This is a genomic window from Neisseria sp. P0006.S004, from assembly GCF_051963015.1.
Taxonomy (GTDB): domain Bacteria; phylum Pseudomonadota; class Gammaproteobacteria; order Burkholderiales; family Neisseriaceae; genus Neisseria.
Window position 1 is genome coordinate 1 of the sequence record NZ_JBQCUS010000009.1, and the last position, 19,284, is coordinate 19,284.

Sequence of the window (19,284 nt, forward strand, 5' to 3'; positions counted from 1 at the left end):
GGGTCGTATTGGTAGCCTACGGTGGCGCTTTGTCCGTTGTGGACGGTGGTTTCGCCGATAAGGCGGTCGAGTTCGTCATAGGCGAGTTCGACGCTGCTGTGATGGTTGCGGGCTTTGGTCAGGTTGCCGGTAATCAGGTCGTATTCGAAACGGGTGCGGCTGATGCCTTCGTCTTTGCTTTGTCCGTTGCGGCCGGAGACTTTGCGGCTTTGTTTTTCGATCAGTTGGCCGAGGATGTTGCGTTTGAAATGATGGATGTGCCAAGTCTCGGGACGGTTTTTCAGACGGCCTTCATGATTGCTTTGGCCGTATTCGGTCTGTTGAACCAGTTGTCCGGCGACATCGTAGCCGTAGGCGGTGATTTTGCCGTCCCAGCCGGTTTCTTGGATCAGGTTGTCGGTCGGGTCGTAATCGAGACGGTAGGTTTCGCCGTTTTCGTTGGTGAGGACGGTCAGACGGCGGGCTTTGTCGTAGGCGTAGGCGAAGGTATGGCCCAACGCGTTGGTGCGTTTGAGCGGCAGTCCGTCCACTGCGAGCTCGTAAGCGGTTTTGGCACCAAGTCCGTCGATGTGGGCGGTCAGCCGGTTGAGGCGGTCGTATTCGAAGGTTTCGTGACTGCCGTCGGGATAGTCGGTACGGACGGGGTTGCCCGCTGCGTCGTAGTGGTGGCGGGTGGTATGGCCCAGCGCATCGGTAACGGTTTCGAGATCGCCGTATTCGGTGTAACCAAAACGGGTGGTTTCGCCGGTACAGTCGGTAAAGCAGACGAGCTGGTCGAGGGTGTCGTGGTTAACTGCTAATGAGATTGTTAAAGAGCAAATGCTTCAGACGACCTCAAAGAAAGTATTGAGGCCGTCTGAAAAACAGAAACCGCGTGCGTGCGTACTGCACACCCCCTACGTCAGGGCTGAAGGTTTTGTGTAGGCTGCGGCTTACCCTACATCGGAATTGGAAGTTTCATTTGCTACAGTTCGATTACACCTCGATAAAACATTCAAAAAAATCAAAGTGATTTTTATCAAATGCAATTAATAACTTGCCTTCAGGAATTTTTTTCCCTGTCATACCTCCTATACAAATCCCGAGATTCTTAAAAAGAATATATTTTTTTCCTTCGATAAATTCTGAATCGATGGCTTTAAGGTCTTCGATTGAATTTTTAAATATATCAATATCTCCTAATATGGGATTAGAATCTTTTAAGCAATATCCATAAACCAATTTATCGTTTTCATAAACTAACTCACAAGCATTCCTATATTCCACCTTATTATTCATAATATTATCTTCAACCATTCTTGCTGGTTTTCCATATTTTTCTTGTACGTCCTCAAGAGAAGTACCAAATACAAAATCACCAATTGATTCATATGGCTTAATCAAGTAGGTCATATTAACCCTTTCTAATATATTTACATTAATAAAATAGGAACATTTACCAATAATTCTACGCAGTCTTGCTGCCTGTTTCCTAGAAATTAATCCCTGCCGTTTAGTATCTGAAATCATTCTCCCACATGATTTTATATACGCCTTTTATTCTATTTCAAAGGCAGCAGTATGATATGAAAACCCTTTCGTGCGCAGAATTTTGACAAAATAAGATGAAGGTTGTCTGAAAGTTAGTTTTCAGACAACCTCTATGTTAACTGCCAATGAGATTGTTAAAGAACAAATGGTTCAGACGACCTCAAAGAAGATAGTGAGGTCGTCTGAAAAACAGAAACTGCGTGCATGCAACATACACTCTACGTCAGGACTGAAGGCTTTGTCCGAGCTACGGCTTGCTAGAATTTAACGTTTCATGTGGAAGATGACTTACTATATGATTAAATATTTGTTTAAGTCGTTTGTACGAAGAATAATCCACCCGATAGATCTCGATTTATAAAAATATATCCTATGTTCTCAGTTAAATAAAAAATTTCATTTACTTCTTTAGGTAGATCCATTCCTAAGATTTGACCTATGAAAATATATTTTTCTAGAAAATCATCACCTTCTTGTTGTAAATATTCAGGTTGTCCTCCTAAAAAACTCATTTCATCTAAATTCTCAATAGGATTAATTGGATAAAATTCATCTAGGTTAAACTTGAACTGACTTTTATCTCCGACGATAACTTTCGTGTATCCTTGAATAGCATCGTCAATTTCAGTAATGTAGTCAAGAAAATAATCTTCTTTATCATAATAAGAAAAAACGTAAATTGCTTTATCTTTATATTCCTTCCCCTGAAAATCTGTTTTAAATTGAGGTGCAATAGTTAATAAATTCTCAATCGGTATGAAAGCGATCAATGCTAACTCATGACCATCTGGCGCTATCACTTTATTTGAATAGTCTAAATCTAGCCCAACTAATATATCATTTATATTGGACTTACTATCTAAAAAGTTAAAATTAACGTATCCATTTTTTTTCATTTAAATTCTCCTAAAAATTTAAGGACATTTCTTACCTGTTTTTTTCAATTTTCTAAGAAATTTTTTAGCTTCTTTTCTTAATCGTTTTCTTTGAGCTTTAGGAGTTCCCGTTTTTCTCAATCCTCCTTGAGCAATATCAATCTCTCGATGTAAATCAGTATGCATTTGATTTCTACCCAAACCATAATGAGAACGCCTAATCTCTGCTTCATGGTAATGAGTGCCACCAATCCCTCTAGTATCTTTTGCTGGCCCTCTTGTATGATGATCCAAATCTAAAGCAATAGCTGGATTCTGGCTTAATCGATTATTTTTAGTTGTATAACCATTTTGAACTAATGCTTCATGCCTAATTAACTCATGGGCTTGTAAGCCATCTCCAACATGAGTACTACTATTAAGACTCCCATAGGTACCTATATCAAATAAATTAGCTAGCCCTAAAGGATCAACCCAAGCCTGTGTACTTGGCGCAAAAGCATACAGATTATCCCCACCCAACAGCCCAATCGGATCCTGATTCACAAACCGCCCGGCCTCAGGCTCGTAATACCGCATCAGGTTGTAATGCAGTCCGGTCTCTTCATCGAAGTATTGGTTTTGCAATCTGAACGGCTGGTGCGCATTCTTGTAAACCCGCTCGTCCTTTTTCAGACGGCCCCAGGCGGTGTATTCGCCGTACCATAAGAGATTGCCGTGGATGTCAGTCATTTCCCTCGGTATGCTGATTTGATCATTGTGGAAATAGGCGAGGTATTGTTTGCTGTCTTTGGCGTTGTCAAAGATTTGCGCCAGCGGTTCGTAGCTGTCTTGGTCGGTGTAGATATAGGTGTAGCTGCCTTTGTAGGTGTACTCCTGAAGTAATCGCGTTCCGTCCCAGACGAAGTGGGTGCGTTTCGGGTCGGTACTGGTCCAGGCAAGTTTGTCTTGGCGTTCTTTAGAAAGACGTCGTCCGAACGGGTCGTAGGCGTATGTCCAAATCTCGGTATTGCCGGCGGGCTTTTTGATTTCGGCGCGGACGAGTTGGTTTTCGAGATCGTATTGGTAATATTGGTTTTCGCCGTTGGGCAGCTGGCGGTAGATTAGGTTGCCCAATGCGTCGTAGGTGTATTCGATGCCGTTGTATTCTTTGAGGCGGTTGCCGCTGACAAGATTGTTGCCCTTTCCTTCGGCCGCTTTGTCGGAAAGGATGTTGTGGGCGGGGTCGAAGGCGAATGTTTCGCTGCGGCCGGTTTGGCTGTTGCGGGCTTCTTGAATGCGTCCGATTTTGTCGTAGACGTAATTGAGGACGCCGCTTCTTTGATCGGCGCTTTGAATGAGGTTGCCGGCTTTGTCGTAGGCGTAGCGGCGGTTCACGACGCCGCCGGCCAGCGGGTTTTGTTTGCCGTGAAGCGTTTGTGTGCCGTTCTGGATGGTACGCTGGCTTTTTAGACGACCCATGGGGTCGTAGTCGTACAGGCTGCTGATGCTGCCCTGCGTCCTTTGGATTTCGCGGTGCAGTTTGTCGCGTTCGATGTCGCTGACGACTTCGCCGTCGAGGCTGATTTGGTGCAGGTGTCCGCTGCCGTAGTACAGGTAATCAATCTGGCGGCCGTCGGGCAGGATGGTGCGGATACGGTTGCCCAACGGGTCGTATTGGTAGCCTACGGTGGCGCTTTGTCCGTTGTGGACGGTGGTTTCGCCGATAAGGCGGTCGAGTTCGTCGTAGGCGAGTTCGACGCTGCTGTGTTGGTTACGGGCTTTGGTCAGGTTGCCGGTGATGGGGTCGTATTCGAAACGGGTGCGGCTGATGCCTTCGTCTTTGCTTTGTCCGTCGCGGCCGGAGACTTTACGGCTTTGTTTTTCGATCAGTTGTCCGAGGATGTTGCGTTTGAAATGATGGATGTGCCAAGTCTCGGGACGGTCTTTCAGACGGCCTTTATCAGCGCTTTGACCGTATTCGGTCTGTTGGACCAGTTGTCCGGCGGCATCGTAGCCGTAGGCGGTAATTTTGCCGTCCCAGCCGGTTTCTTGGATCAGGTTGTCGGTCGGGTCGTAATCGAGACGGTAGGTTTCGCCGTTTTCATTGGTAAGGACGGTCAGCCGGCGGGCTTTGTCGTAGGCATAGGCGAAGGTATGGCCCAGTGCGTTGGTGCGTTTGAGCGGCAGTCCGTCCACTGCGAGCTCGTAAGCGGTTTTGGCACCAAGTCCGTCGATGTGGGCGGTCAGCCGGTTGAGGCGGTCGTATTCGAAGGTTTCGTGACTGCCGTCGGGATAGTCGGTACGGACGGGGTTGCCCGCTGCGTCGTAGTGGTGGCGGGTGGTATGGCCCAGCGCATCGGTAACGGTTTCGAGATCGCCGTATTCGGTGTAACCGAAACGGGTGGTTTCGCCGGTACAGTCGGTAAAGCAGACGAGCTGGTCGAGGGTGTCGTAGTGTAGGCGTCGGGTTTTGCCTAAGGCGTCGGTAATGGTTTCGGGCAGCCATTGGGCGTTGTAGCCGTAACTTGTGGTGTAACCGGCGGAGTCGGTGATACTGATGAGGTTGCCGCGTTTGTCGTAATCGTAGGCGGTAATCCTGCCGGCGGGATCGTTGACGGCAACCGGCAGGTTGAGGGTTTCGTGGTAGTCGATTTGGGTGCTGCTGCCGTCCGGCGCGGTGATGGCGATGACGTTGCCTTCGGTATCGTAGAGATAGCGGGTTTCGCGTCCGAGCGGATCGCGTTCTACGGTAATGCGGCCGTAGTCGTCGCGTTCGCTGTCGCTGCGTTGTCCGTCGGCGTCGATGCGGTAGACGAGTTCGCGGTTTTCGTCGAAACCGTATACTTCCGTCCTCCCCAATGCGTCGGTAACGACGGTATGGTCTTTGCGGTAGTCGAACGTCCATTCTTCGCCGAGGTTGTTGCTGCTCTTGAGCACTTTGCCGTCGGTGTCGTAACGGTCGTATTCGTAGCGGGACACCAGTCCGTCGGGTTGGCTGTGTTCGACCATGATGTGGTTTCGGTAGGCGAAACCGCGCAGTTTTTTGCCGTCTCGTCCGTAAACGGCGGTCAAATTGCCGCAGCCGTCGTAGTCGTAGCGCACCAATTCCTTGCCGTTGAAGGTGACGGAAGTAAGGCGGTTGACGTAGAAACGTTCGTCTTCGGAAACGAATACGTCCCGTTCTCCGGCCGGGTCGAAGTCGGGATCGTTGTCGTGCAGACGGATGGAGGAGAATACGGGCTGAAAGTGTCGGCCACTGCCGTCGTAAATGCTGTGCGGCAGTCCGTTGTCGTTGTAGCAGAGGCGGATATGGCGGCCGTTGCGGTCGAGTTGTGCGACCAGTTGGAAAATGCCGCAGCCGGAATCGACTTCGGCAAACAGTAGCCGTGCGCCGCCGTCGGGGGAGGCGATTTGGTAGAGGTCGTCTGAAATCTGAGAAAAGAAGATTTGTTCGTAAGGATCAAAATAGGCGTTATCCAGACCGTAGGGATCTTCTTCGGCGGAAGCAGGTCTTGGGGCAGCCTCTTCTTCATATAAATCGTCTTCATCTTCGTCGGCTGCGGAATAAGGCTCGTCCGCTTCGTCGCTGATATCCGGCAACGAAATTTCCCTGCCCTGTTCATCAATATAGAGGAAACCGTCGGCAGTGCGGACAAGACGCATGGAGAACGGCAGCGACCAACCCTGTCCCAGCCAGCCGTTGCCTATTTGGTCGGAATAGTAGCTGCGCTGCCAAACAAGTGGAAGCGGGGAGTCAAATGCAAAGTCAGTCTCTGTTTCATCAAATAATACTTTAATACCGAGTACGGCATTGACAGGATTACCGATAGCTGCTGCAACCTTACAGGGAATACAGTGACCATGACCAGAAGTAACTACCCCGCCATCAGAACCTGCTCCGCTGCCCCCACCGAAACCACTGACCATTTTTCGTGAAGGCAGTCTAATACTAGGTAAACCTGGAACCATTGAAGCGAGCGAAACTACATCAGATACAGCATCAGCCACATTAGCTGCAGCAGAGTCAGGAGCAACCAAAGAAAGGGCACTAGAGGCAACATCGGCTACCATCTCTATCACATCTACCGGCCCGGCTGCATTAGTCAGCGGCTCAGGCGGATTGGCAGAACCTTGAGACACCATGGCAGGTGCAGAAGGCTGAGGAACAAGAATACCTATGGTGTTACCGGAAGAGGACATGCGATTACTCCGTCGAAATCCTAATTAATCTACAAGTAGAAACCTCAAAACAAGGAACGCCAATCACTTTCTGAGGACTTGAGCACGTTATTTTGCAAAAATTATAACAAACAATAAGCTATAAATAAAACTGTATTTAATAAACTTTATTATCTAAATATCATATAGTAAGCACATATTTTTAAAGATTATTTACATTTCTTTAGTTATTATTTCAAGTGGTTTAAATTTATATTTATCAACACATCGAATTATGCTAGAGTACGAGTCTTAGCAGTTGTATCTAATTAGCAACTTGGGAATCTAAAACCTCTTCTCTTGTGATGACTACTTATGCTTAAGCAAAATGAAGTCTATTTTTTTGGCAAACTGAATCAATCCCGTGATTTTATTTTCTCCGAGAATCTTCAAACTCATGACAGATTCTTTTGGGATAACTGGTTTAACCGATGCTCCAGCCAAAACAAATTAATTTCATTCACTCGAAAAACATATTCCCCTTTGCAAATTTGGCTATTTTGCATCAAATTACCCGATGATCTTATTTATACTGGTATGGCTGCTGGTAGTTCTGATAAAATTGGCAGAAAATACCCATTTGTGTTATTTTATAAACCTAGCTCTATTCCCGAATCACTTGATTCTCTTTTTTTTCTTTTAAAGAAAAAAAATTCCTTTCGCGAGATATTAAAAGAAGGGGAATATTGTATCGAAGATTTTTACAGTAGTGATACAACAGAGAGCTCTATCCTCTCTGAATCCTTTCACAACTTTTTATCTGATTCAGACGGCATTGGTAGTTTTTGGCAAGAGATTGAAAGCGGTTACCACATAAAACATGAAGGCCTCCCCTCATGCTCACTGTTTAATAAGTTATTTGGATTATAAGTAGATGAACACATTTCCTCGATGGGACGAGCCTATCTCTATCGACAGTCCCGAAGGTGTAAATATCGAATACGATAGCCGCTTTTTAGAACTACAAAGCGTAGCTGAAGGCAAACCAGAACAACAATATGGTGACACAATTATTCCGGCAGAAGAGGCCGACTGGGCAACAGTAGAAAAGTTGTGCAATCAATTGTTAGCCGAGTCTAAAGATTTACATGTCTTGGCTTATTATACACAAGCTCTTACTGCCAAACATGGACTCGTAGGGTTCTGCGCTGGCTGCGAAGCAATTAGAGCTAATATAGACTTATATTGGGAATCCATTTACCCCAAACTTGAAGATGAAGACGGTGAATTTGATCCCTTTTACAGGATCAATGCCCTTAGCTCCTTTACTACACTTGATGGCATCATCAAAGAGATTCTTTCATCTAAATTATTGATAAATGGGTTAACCCAACAGCCAATTACTGTAAAAGAAGCTGTTTCTATCCTACAAGGGAATGATCCACAAAATTATCCGGGAGGTAAAGAACGGCTAATGCTCGATATTAGGGTGAATGCCGATACGGGAAAACCTGAATTGACCGCATTAATTCAAGCATTGGACTGCCTGAAAGACATCCAACGCATTTTCTCGTCTAATTTACAGGATGAACACTCACTTGATTTTGATGTTATTCAGAAACCTCTTACCCTAATTCACAAAGCCATCAACTATAATGGTGGAAGTACTCCCTCAGTACAACAGACAGAACAGACTGAGTTACCCTCTGAAACTAACAGCTCAGCTATTACACAAGAACAATCTATTCAAGAGGCCGATGCATGGCGTCATCTGAATATTAAAAATCGTGCTGATGTTGATTTAGCTTTAGAGAAAATCTGCATTTATTTTGAAACTCTTGAACCCAGCCACCCTGCACCACTGTTTATCCGCAGAGTGCAACGACAAATGAATATGAACTTTTATGACATCATGAAAGATATTAGCCCAGAAAGTATTGCCAATTTAGAAGTTTTAATTGGCAAGCCGGATGAAGATACAGCAAACTCCTGAACCTAGCATCCCTCATCCGCGATTTAGTAAAATTTTTTAAATACACAACATTATTAATCATCCTAAGGTTATAACCATGTCACGAAATAAATCATCAGGTCAAAAGTTTATTGCCCGCAATCGAGCTCCTCGCGTGCAAATTGAATATGACGTAGAGTTGTATGGCTCAGAGAAAAAGATTGAACTGCCTTTCGTTATGGGTGTTATGGCAGATCTGGTTGGTAAACCTGTCGAGCCACTGCCTGACTTGGCCGAACGAAAATTCTTAGAAATTGATGTAGATAATTTCGACGAACGCATGAAAGCCCTTAAACCTCGTGTTGCCTTCAACGTAAAAAATACATTGACAGGTGAAGGGAATTTGAATGTAGAACTCGAATTGGAAAGCATGGATGACTTCTCACCGGCGGCAATAGCTAAAAAAGTAGCACCTCTAAATGAGCTTTTACAGGCACGTACAGAACTGTCTAATTTACTCTCATATATGGATGGTAAAAGTGGGGCTGAAGAACTAATTGGAAAAGTCTTAGGAGACAGCGAATTACTAAAAAGTCTTGCAGCCGCGCCTAAATCAACATCCAAAGATGAACAATAGTCTCTAATAAAACTAGAAGTGAAAGTAAATCATGGCTGAAAAACAATTAGATATCCTGGGAAATGGCAGTTCGCAACATGTGTTTGCAACCAATGAATTTGAACAGCTGCTTCAAAAAGAATTCAAACCTAAAACGGAAGAAGCTAAAAGTGCTGTAACCAATGCAGTTGCTACATTGGCTCAACAGGCTCTACAAAATGTCGTTACCATTTCAGATGATACCTATCAAACTATTGAAGCAATCATTGCTGAAATTGATAGAAAACTTTCCGAGCAGATTAATTTAATTTTGCATCATGAGGACTTTCAAAAGCTTGAAGGTGAATGGCGCGGCCTGCATCATTTAGTGACCAATACCGAAACAGATACTTTACTTAAAATCAAAGTATTACCTATTTCCAAAAAGGAAGTTGCTCGTAATTTAAAACGCTTTAAAGGTACGGCTTGGGATCAAAGCCCACTCTTTAAACGTATTTATGAGGAAGAATACGGCCAATTTGGCGGTGAACCCTTTGGTTGTTTAGTAGGTGACTATTATTTTGATCACTCTGCCCCTGATGTAGAAATGCTCAATAGTCTTGAGAAGATTGCAGCGGCTGCACACTGTCCATTTATTGCTGGTGCATCTCCCAAATTAATGCAAATGGAGTCTTGGCAAGAATTAGCTAATCCGCGCGACTTAAGTAAAATTTTCCAAAATGCCGAATATGCTCCATGGCGAAGCCTGCGTGAATCCGAAGATTCACGTTATATCGGTTTAGCCCTGCCTCGTTTCCTGTCTCGCCTGCCTTATGGTGCCACAACAAATCCTGTAGACGAATTTGACTTCGAAGAAGAAACAGAAGGTGCAGATCACAATAAATATACTTGGGCCAATGCTGCTTATGCAATGGCAGTAAATATTAATCGCTCATTTAAATACTATGGCTGGTGTACCGCTATTCGCGGTGTGGAATCAGGCGGTATCGTTGAAAATCTTCCCTGCCACACATTCCCAACCGATGATGGTGGTGTAGACATGAAATGCCCAACAGAAATCGCCATTAGCGACCGCCGAGAGGCAGAATTGGCTGCATTGGGCTTTATGCCATTAATTCATCGCAAGAACACGGATTTAGCTGCATTTATCGGTGCGCAATCTTTGCATAAACCATCTGAATATTATGATCCAGATGCTACCGCCAATGCACGTTTATCTGCTCGCTTACCTTACTTATTCGCATGTTGCCGTTTCGCACACTACTTAAAATGTATTGTTCGTGACAAAGTTGGCTCGTTCCGCGAACGTGATGACATGGAACGCTGGTTGAACGAATGGATTATGAATTACGTAGATGGAGACCCAGCCAACTCTACGCAAGAAACGAAAGCACGCAAACCATTAGCTGCTGCAGAGGTAGTTGTAGAAGAAGTAGAAGATAATCCAGGATACTACACTTCTAAGTTCTTCCTGCGTCCTCATTATCAACTTGAGGGGCTTACCGTTTCTCTACGCTTGGTTTCCAAATTGCCTTCGACTAAACAAGAATAGTCAGGCTTAGTTTATTTAGTTGGGTATATTTAGTGCCCTGTTGTTAAATCGCTTGTATTTTTTAACTAGGAGAGTAAAAAATGGCTATTGATATGTTCATGAAAGTTGAAGGTGTAAATGGCGAATCAAAAGATTCTAACCACAAAGACTGGACTAACATCGAAAGTTTTGACTGGGGTGCAGAGCAACCTGGTTCAATGACTAGCGGTGGTGGCGGTGGTGCCGGTAAAGTCAATTTCAATGACTTGACCGTAGTTGCTGCTATCGATAAAGCAGCTCCAACCATTTTGAAAAACTGCGCTACCGGCCAACACTTGAGCAAAGTAGAAATTTCTGTATGTAAAGCTGGTGGTGAACAAATTGAATACTCACGCACTACATTAGAAGATGTCTTAGTAACCGGTGTGAAATTCATTGGCGTACAAGACAATGATGCTCTGAAAATGCGTTATTCATTCCAAGCTGCAAAAGTGAAAAACCAATATTGGGAACAAACCGATAAAGGTTCTAAAGGTGCTGAAGTTCAAATGGCCTTCAATATCAAAGAAAACAAATCTGCATAATTGATATGTAGATTTAATTAAAAAAGCCTGACTTAAAAGGCGTTTTTAAGTCAGGCTTTATATATAAATGTTTTCACTTTTCAGACGGCACTACTTAACTGAAAAATTAATCTTGTTTTTAACTTCTATTATTCATCTTTATAAATTAAATAAGGGATCATTGAAATGGATTTGAAGACTAAATTATCAGAGATGATTGAGCTTGTACGTTCAAATCCTGACAATCAAGAACATCGTTTAGCACTGATTCAATATCAGTGTCTGTGCGCAAAATGGGAACAGGCTTTAAAACAGATTGGACAATATCAAAAACTGTTTCCTCATACCCAAAAACCTTTAATGCTTTATCTTATTGAAAATATTTCTGCTGAAATGCGGCGTCAGGCAGTTTTGGAAGCTCAACAAAAACCAAAAACACTAGAACAACACGCAAGCAAACTTGATATTCTTCAAAAGCAACTCTCTTTAGTTGCCCATGTTTCAGAACAGAAAAATAAAGCCCTTGTCGATGATTATACTGTGCTATCTGAGAATATAGAAGGCTCGCCCGTACATATTACTTACCTTTTAGCAGATAAATCAGTTTCCGAGATTGATAGTGACTGGATTATGGATGGAGACGTACGTACCGCCTTCGTTTATGAATATTTCTATCAAGGTCACTACTACTGGCAAACATGGGATTCTATTGAAAATATTTCTTTCAAGACTCCAAGTTCCTTACTGGACATCATTTGGAGGCCGTCTGAAATCAAATTTACTAATGGTGAATGTATTCAATGTACCAGCCCTGCTCGTTATGCTGTTATGCCTGGTGAAGAAACAGCATGGTCAGATCTACTAATGAAATGTTCACAAACTGACTGGATAGAAATAGCAGAGCAACTCTTTACAGGGGTTGGTCAAAAAACTTTGTATACCGACAACCATGATTTTGGCCTTTTAGATATTTGTAATATTAGATTTGAACAAAATCATTAAAATCTATCCATCTTTCAAACCCAACAATTAAACATGTCGCAATTCAAAAATCAACTGTTACCCTCTTTATTTGACAGACTAACAGATGAAGAGCCACGCAGAAAAAAAGAGGCACGCCCCGATCAGGTCATCAATCTTGATCAATATCGGCAAGCAGTACTGCGTGATATTCTTTATCTACTGAATACATGCAACATGCAAGCAGAAACTATGGGGATTGACCTAACTGAAAATGTACGCTCTTCTACATTAAATTATGGTATCCCTCCCCTTTCTGGTATTAATTTTTCCGATATTGAATGGCAAGATGTGGAACAAAACATTAAACAAGCCATCATCGATTTTGAACCGCGTCTTGAAAATAAGACTTTGCAAGTGATCGTAAATACCTCAGACGATGATGACGATGCTTTACACAATAAACTCATTATTGAAATCAAAGGTTACCTGAAACTCAATCCTTACCCTAAAGAATTCTTGCTCCGAACCAGCATGGATGTTGAAACAGGATTGTTTGACTTATTAGATGGGGGAAATGGGGCTTGAATAATAAATTACTGTCTTACTACAACAAAGAGCTAACTTTTCTAAAGGAAATGGGTAAAGAGTTTGCAGCCCAATATCCTAAGATAGCCTCAAGATTAGCTTTAGATACAACTGATATTCCTGACCCCTATGTTGAAAGACTCTTGGAAGGGGTAAGTTTTCTTACTGCACGCACCCAACTTAAACTGGATGCGGAGTATCCTCGTTTTGTCCAAAGAATCTTAGAAGTTGTTTATCCTGACTTCATCAATCAAAAACCGGCTGCAGCTATTGTCAATCTAGAGCCTACTAATCAATATAACGCTGATGTGATCAATCTACTGGAACGAGGCAAAATATTAAGGTCTCTGCCTATTGATGAATTTAGAGTAAGTTGTCCATTTTCTGTAACTAAAACTACTGAAATTCTGCCACTTCGTATTGAAAAAGCCAAATACACTGACTCAATAGGTTATTTGCCAAACACACTCCCTGCACTCAAACAATCCTCTGGTAAGAAAGTACAATCTGCCTTGCGTTTGGATTTTTCATTGAGCGTACCAGGTGCATGTTCAGAGATGTTGCCAGATGAATTATCTATATTTTTGGGTACAGAGCTTTCCAAATCATCTTCATTGCTGTTTCTATTGGCTTCTGAATGCGTGGGTGTTGTCTGCCACAGTTACGAAAATCCAAAACAATGGTATTACCCATTACCTACTACACCAGAACATCGTGGTTTTCGAGAAGATGAAGCCTTATCATTTAATTTAGATAAATCGGTGAGTGCATTCCGAATTATGCAGGAGTATTCACGCCTACCGGAAAAGTTTCTATTTATTTCTCAAAAAAATATTAAACAAGCCATCCAACAAGCCGAGAAAAAAGGACACTTGCCTAAAGTACCCGAACATTTAGAGGAAATTGTAAACGATAAGGGAGTCAATAAAAAAATTATTACTTATCGTAAACGCTATTTTAGTCTTTCATTTTTATTCAGTAATAAAATACCTGAATTAACTGAGCTGATCGGTGTAGATGATTTTTCTGTAAATGCCGTACCAGTCGTCAACTTATTCAGAAAAAAAAGCTCACGCTTTCCGGTAAATATTCAAGATCAGGAGCATCATGTCGTTATCGACCGTACCCAGCCCCTAAATTATGAAGTCTACGCTATCGAGCAAGTAAAAGGCTTTGATACCAACAACCTTCAAACCGTAGTATTTTCACCGATGTACAAAGCACCGGATATAGGACTCTTTCCAGAAGCCCAAACTCAGCATGCTTATTTTTCTGCTCGTCGTGCTGATAGAGTACCATCCGAAAACTCAGCTAAAAATGGTTTTCGCTCTTCCTATTTAGGTAGTGAGGTATTTTTATCTCTTGCTAATAATCAGAATTACACCTTTAATTCAAACGTACAGCACCTTTCTGTCGATGCTTGGTGTACAAGCAGAGATTTGCCTCTAATCATGCCTCGAGACGGAGAATCTGACTTTCTTATTGAGGGATTTTTGCCAGTCAAATCAATTAAACTGATTTCTAAATTAACAAGGCCTCAAGAAGCAGTAAGTGAAGATAGGACTCTTTGGTCATTTTTAAATCAATTGAGTTTAAATTACCTGTCTCTTTTGAATACTGATAAAGAAGATTCACCTATTGCTTTGAAAGAACTTTTAACGGTATTTGTTTCTTCTGAAAGCGATTTACTGAAAAAACAAATTGAATCAATTACACAAGTTGAAACCTCAATTATTAACAAAGTAGTCCGTCATTATGGAGTTGCAGCTCCTATCAGAGGAATCAACATTACCGTTACACTGGATGAAGCTCAATTGGGCGGCGTTCATCCTTTCCTATTTGGATCTGTTTTAAACCATTATTTCCGACGTTTGGTGTCTATTAACTCATTTGTACAACTGCGAATTGACACGCTCCAGCAAGGTCATATTGCTACTTGGCCGTCTGAAATTGGGGAGAGAATGATTATATGAGTCCAGTCAACCCTAAAACAGATTTTGGTGACTCATTAGACAATGCTTGGGATGAAAAACTTACAGTCTTTTTAAATAAAGTTTCCTCTCAACCGTATAAGTATGATTATTTTTCGCTCTTGCGCCAGCTTGAGTCTGTTAAATTTATTACTGGTGGGCAAATATTAGGCAAAGCTATTAGTCCAAAAATGGAGAAAATAAGGATCCGCCAAAATCCTTCGCTTACTTTTGCCCCACGCAATCTCCAATCGGTAACCTTATCACCTCATTATGTAGAAATTTCCATTAATGGATTTGGTCTGTTTGGCCCATCTGGCCCACTACCGCTACATTTAACCGAGTATGCTTATGAACGCCAACATCAACACGGTGACCGGGCATGGACAGGTTTTGCAAACATGTTGCAACACCGCCTGGCTATCTTATTCTATCGGGCATGGGCCAATGCCCAAAGCATTACATCTTTAGATAAAAATGCTGAAGACCGCTTCGGAAAATATATTGCCAGTTTTAATGGCCTTAATATTCCGACCACACATAACAAAGGTTTAATTCACGAATTTGCTAAACGTTATTTTTCCGGTCTATTAATAAAACAAAGCCGATCTGCAGTCAACCTGCAACAACTGCTCACTCGCTATTTCCAAGTTCCCGTTAACATTCAAACTAACGTAGGGTACTGGGTTGAAGTCGAAGAAGAGAAAACGCAAATTGGGATTATGGACAACTACACACTTGGGGACGGTTTACTACTAGGTGACAAACTCTATGATATGCAAAGTAAATTCCGGATTATTATTGGCCCCCTTACTCTACCAGCCTACCAATCATTCTTTAAAGACAGTATTAATGCAGCCCGTTTACGCGAATGGGTTCGTTTATTTGCCGCAGAAGAATATGAATGGGACATCCAACCTATTCTGATGCAAAAAGAAGTTCCACTGATGGATTTAGGAGGAAACACTCAACTCGGCTTATCAACTTGGCTGGGAAATGTTTCCCGAGATGCAGAAGACTTGATTGTCAGTAATCATTAATCAGCTTTTCAGACGGCCATCGTCGATAAAAGCTTTAGAAAACTATTTTGGACATATTTGAAATAATTTAATTAAGGACGTCTTATGTCAAACATCAGCCGCAGCGTATTATTTGGTAAGTTAAATACTACTTTGTATAAAACTTTGGAAAATGCCTATACCTTCTGTCGTCTTCGAGAAAACAGCTATGTTGAATTAGTACACTGGCTACACTCTCTACTTCAAACTGAAAAAACAGATATCTTCTGCCTGATAAATCAGTTTAACTTAGATGAAACCAAAGTACGAAAAGATGTATTGGCTGCCGTAGAAAAACTGCCTGTTGGTGCTACTGCCGTTATTGACTTCTCAGAACATATCCAAACCCTTGTGGAACAAACTTGGACATACAGTTCACTAAAATTTGGTACAGACAAAATCCGTACGGCTCATATTTTCTATACCATGCTGCAAAATAAAACTTTGCAGGGTATTTTGGCCAATATTTCATCTGAATTCCTGAAAATCAAACCAGAGACATTGGCAAACAATATTATTGCTATTACTGCTAACTCTGAAGAAAATCTTGATGTTACCAAAAATGCCTTATCTTCAGAGCCTAATGCTACTCACAAAGAAAGTGCCTTAGCTAAATACGGCAGCAATCTTACCGAAAAGGCTAAAAATGGCGAAATAGATCCAATCACAGGCCGTGACACTGAAATCAGACAAATGATTGACATCCTAATGCGTCGCCGTCAAAACAACCCGATTCTTACAGGTGAAGCCGGTGTTGGTAAGACTGCTGTGGTTGAAGCTTTGGCATTACGTTTAGCTGCCGGAGATGTTCCGCCTGGGTTGAAAGACGTTCAATTAATTCTATTGGATATCGGTTTGCTCAAAGCTGGTGCCAGTGTTAGCGGAGAATTTGAATCACGCCTCAGAGCAGTTATGGATGAAGTAGAATCCAGCCCAACCCCAATCGTGCTATTCATCGATGAAATCCATACTTTAATTGGTGCCGGTGGAGCTGCCGGTACTGGTGATGCTGCCAACTTACTCAAACCTGCATTAGCTCGTGGCAAACTTCGTACTATTGGTGCAACCACATGGGCAGAATACAAAAAATATTTTGAAAAAGATCCTGCCCTAACTCGTCGCTTCCAAGTTGTACAAGTAGATGAACCCGATGAAGAAAAAGCCATCAACATGCTTAGGGCATTGAATGCTTCTCTAGAAAAACACCATAAAGTGATCATTCTTGATGAAGCAATCCAGGCTGCTGTAAAACTTTCTCACCGCTATATTCCAGCACGTCAGCTCCCCGATAAAGCTGTAGGCCTGATTGATACTGCCTGCGCACGTGTTGCAGTCAGCCAACATGCTGTACCTGGAAGCATTGAATATCTACGCAAGAAGTCAGAAGCATTAAAACTTGAGCAAGCAAATTTAGAACGTGAGAAAAAACTCAGTTTTGATTCTGAAGCTAGAATCACAAATATTGGTAAAGAATTAACTGAGGTTGAAGGCCGTCTGAAAAAATTAGAAGACAGATGGAAATCTGAAGCAGACTTAGTTGCCGAGCTATTGGCTGTACGTGAACAAATCATGCAGGTTGAACAAGAAACAACCGATGAAGAAAATAAACAGTTGCGTACCCGCCAAAAAGAACTGGTTACTAAATTGAAAAAACTGCAAGGCGTCCAACCTTTGGTTATGCCGTTAGTAGACAGTCGTACGGTTGCTGACGTTGTAGCAGACTGGACTGGAATTCCTGTCGGAAAAATGATGAAAGACGAGGTTGAGGCTGTATTACAGCTTGCTGATACCTTAAATAAACGCATCATCGGCCAACGCCACGGTTTGGATGCGATTGCCCGCCGTATTCAAACTTCACGCGCCAATCTAGATAATCCCAACAAGCCTATTGGTGTTTTCATGCTTGCTGGCCCTTCCGGTGTGGGTAAAACCGAAACTGCACTGGCTCTAGCCGATACATTATATGGTGGTGAACAAAACGTGATTACCATCAACATGAGTGAATATCAAGAAGCTCATACTGTATCCACTTTGAAAGGAGCTCCTCCAGGTTATGTCGGCTATGGTGAAGGTGGCGTATTGACTGAAGCTGTACGTCGTAAACCTTACAGTGTTGTCTTACTCGATGAAGTAGAAAAAGCACATCCAGATGTTCATGAAATCTTTTTCCAAGTATTCGACAAAGGCTGGATGGAAGATGGCGAGGGCCGCTATATCGACTTTAAAAACACCATTATCATTCTTACCACCAACGTTGGTACAGATTTAATTATGGATATGTGTGATGATCCCGAAATGTTGCCTACTCCAGAAGGCCTAACTAAAGCCCTGCGTACTCCCCTGCTGAAAACTTTCCCAGCTGCTTTATTAGGCCGGATGCAAGTTATTCCTTACTATCCGCTATCCGATGATATGCTCTCAAAAATTGTTGAATTGCAATTAGACCGTATCGTAAAACGCATTAAAGATAATCATGGCATCGACCTACACTATACCCCTGAAGTGTTAAAACTAATCACTTCACGTTGTACAGAAGTTGAATCAGGTGGCCGCATGATCGATGCGATTCTTACCAATACGGTTCTACCACAAATCAGCCAAGAACTACTTACTTGCGCAACACAGGGGAAACAAGTTTTGAGCGTAAATATCGACGCAAGCAATCATGACTTCAATTACCAATATAAATATAAACTTAGAAAGAAAAATACTTTATAATTCTAAGTAAAATAAGAAATCTTAGTATTTCGATCGACAGTCATAGACCAACTAGTTCCTAAAGTCTAGGCTGTCGATTAATTTAAAATTTCTATCATTAAATACAATCACTATTGATGTACCTAGGTAACCAAAATGCATGGAAAACTGATAAAATATATATCATTTGCAATGATATCTTTGATGGTAAGCGCATGCGCATCCAACCATAAACCACCAAAAGAATCTGACGAAAGTGGAGAAAAAATTGATGTACAAATCATAGTTTCTCCCGATGTCAATCCAAATTTAGTTGATCAACCTTCCCCCATAAGATTGGATTTATATCAACTGTCATCTGATGGTGAATTTAAAAAAGCAAACTATTTTGATCTTACTAATAATGCTAAAGAAACTTTAGGAGACAAATTAATTCAACAAAACCAATTCATGTTACACCCTGATACGGTTTCTGTATTACCTATCAAGATGGATTCTCATCTGAAATACCTAGGTGTTGTTGCCAGTTATCGTGATTTGGATAATAGTCAATGGAGATTAATTTTATTAAAACAAAAACAACGATGGTATCAGTTTGGGAAACACTATTTCTACGTGAATATTGGGAAAAATGAATTATATCAATTATCGAAATCAGAGATGCAAGAAATGCTAAAAGAATATAAAGAGCGCCATCCTGATGATCCGATTATCAAAGAAAATGGGAAAACTCGTAAGAATAATAGTGATCTGAGCAAAGGCATTTTCCGCGAGGAATAAATACTTATATATAAATAATTTGAGG

General features: G+C 42.1%; 15 protein-coding genes and 1 pseudogene. 12 read left to right on the forward strand and 4 right to left on the reverse strand.

Translation table 11 applies throughout. The features are described 5' to 3' along the window. Positions 1–530 (reverse strand): annotated as a pseudogene (locus ACTHR2_RS09845) (DUF6531 domain-containing protein); the annotation flags it as partial. Between the two features lie 147 nt (positions 531–677). Between ACTHR2_RS09845 and ACTHR2_RS09850 the strand changes: the two are divergent. After that, positions 678–800, forward strand: a complete 123-nt coding sequence (locus tag ACTHR2_RS09850; RefSeq protein ID WP_432760552.1) for a hypothetical protein — start codon at positions 678–680, stop codon at positions 798–800. Between the two features lie 175 nt (positions 801–975). On the opposite strand, the gene ACTHR2_RS09855 is transcribed toward ACTHR2_RS09850, so the two are convergent. The 3 genes from ACTHR2_RS09855 to ACTHR2_RS09865 all read right to left on the reverse strand — a co-directional run bounded on the left by ACTHR2_RS09855 (position 976) and on the right by ACTHR2_RS09865 (position 6,587). After that, positions 976–1,392, reverse strand: a complete 417-nt coding sequence (locus tag ACTHR2_RS09855; RefSeq protein ID WP_100066667.1) for a CTP synthase — start codon at positions 1,390–1,392, stop codon at positions 976–978. 449 nt (positions 1,393–1,841) lie between these two features. Further along, entirely contained in the window at positions 1,842–2,426 is a 585-nt protein-coding gene (locus tag ACTHR2_RS09860; protein ID WP_004521126.1) for a hypothetical protein, read from the reverse strand. Positions 2,427–2,444: 18 nt separating this feature from the next. Beyond that, positions 2,445–6,587, reverse strand: a complete 4,143-nt coding sequence (locus ACTHR2_RS09865) for a DUF6531 domain-containing protein (RefSeq protein ID WP_440375681.1) — start codon at positions 6,585–6,587, stop codon at positions 2,445–2,447. Positions 6,588–6,920: 333 nt separating this feature from the next. On the opposite strand from ACTHR2_RS09865, the gene tagF reads away from it, so the two are divergent. The 11 genes from tagF to tssJ all read left to right on the forward strand — a co-directional run bounded on the left by tagF (position 6,921) and on the right by tssJ (position 19,259). Beyond that, on the forward strand, positions 6,921–7,475 hold the full coding sequence (gene tagF, locus ACTHR2_RS09870; RefSeq protein WP_150538126.1) for a type VI secretion system-associated protein TagF: 555 nt from the start codon (positions 6,921–6,923) through the stop codon (positions 7,473–7,475). Between the two features lie 4 nt (positions 7,476–7,479). Then, the gene (gene tssA / locus ACTHR2_RS09875) at positions 7,480–8,538 is read left to right on the forward strand and encodes a type VI secretion system protein TssA (RefSeq protein ID WP_440375682.1); all 1,059 of its coding nucleotides are present in this window, start codon (positions 7,480–7,482) and stop codon (positions 8,536–8,538) included. Positions 8,539–8,614: 76 nt separating this feature from the next. Then, positions 8,615–9,133 (forward strand): type VI secretion system contractile sheath small subunit, encoded by a 519-nt coding sequence (tssB, locus tag ACTHR2_RS09880; protein WP_070606732.1) that lies wholly within the window; start codon positions 8,615–8,617, stop codon positions 9,131–9,133. 31 nt (positions 9,134–9,164) lie between these two features. Continuing rightward, the gene (gene tssC / locus ACTHR2_RS09885; RefSeq protein WP_070606729.1) at positions 9,165–10,664 is read left to right on the forward strand and encodes a type VI secretion system contractile sheath large subunit; all 1,500 of its coding nucleotides are present in this window, start codon (positions 9,165–9,167) and stop codon (positions 10,662–10,664) included. Between the two features lie 80 nt (positions 10,665–10,744). Continuing rightward, positions 10,745–11,227: an Hcp family type VI secretion system effector gene (locus ACTHR2_RS09890; RefSeq protein WP_003761730.1), complete on the forward strand. Its 483-nt coding sequence runs from the start codon at positions 10,745–10,747 to the stop codon at positions 11,225–11,227. Positions 11,228–11,392: 165 nt separating this feature from the next. Continuing rightward, positions 11,393–12,208 (forward strand): type VI secretion system accessory protein TagJ, encoded by an 816-nt coding sequence (locus tag ACTHR2_RS09895; protein ID WP_263337409.1) that lies wholly within the window; start codon positions 11,393–11,395, stop codon positions 12,206–12,208. A gap of 33 nt (positions 12,209–12,241) precedes the next feature. Further along, positions 12,242–12,754: a type VI secretion system baseplate subunit TssE gene (gene tssE, locus ACTHR2_RS09900; protein ID WP_263337410.1), complete on the forward strand. Its 513-nt coding sequence runs from the start codon at positions 12,242–12,244 to the stop codon at positions 12,752–12,754. After that, positions 12,751–14,727 (forward strand): type VI secretion system baseplate subunit TssF, encoded by a 1,977-nt coding sequence (locus tag ACTHR2_RS09905; RefSeq protein ID WP_263337411.1) that lies wholly within the window; start codon positions 12,751–12,753, stop codon positions 14,725–14,727. The genes tssE and ACTHR2_RS09905 overlap by 4 nt, the downstream gene beginning before the upstream one ends. Next, entirely contained in the window at positions 14,724–15,764 is a 1,041-nt protein-coding gene (gene tssG / locus ACTHR2_RS09910) for a type VI secretion system baseplate subunit TssG (RefSeq protein ID WP_263337412.1), read from the forward strand. The genes ACTHR2_RS09905 and tssG overlap by 4 nt, the downstream gene beginning before the upstream one ends. Positions 15,765–15,848: 84 nt before the next feature. After that, positions 15,849–18,500 carry a type VI secretion system ATPase TssH gene (gene tssH, locus ACTHR2_RS09915; protein ID WP_263337413.1) on the forward strand — a complete coding sequence of 884 codons (2,652 nt, stop codon included), beginning with the start codon at positions 15,849–15,851 and terminating at the stop codon, positions 18,498–18,500. A 135-nt stretch (positions 18,501–18,635) separates the two neighbouring features. Next, positions 18,636–19,259 (forward strand): type VI secretion system lipoprotein TssJ, encoded by a 624-nt coding sequence (tssJ, locus tag ACTHR2_RS09920; protein ID WP_150538119.1) that lies wholly within the window; start codon positions 18,636–18,638, stop codon positions 19,257–19,259. Positions 19,260–19,284 lie beyond the last annotated feature (25 nt).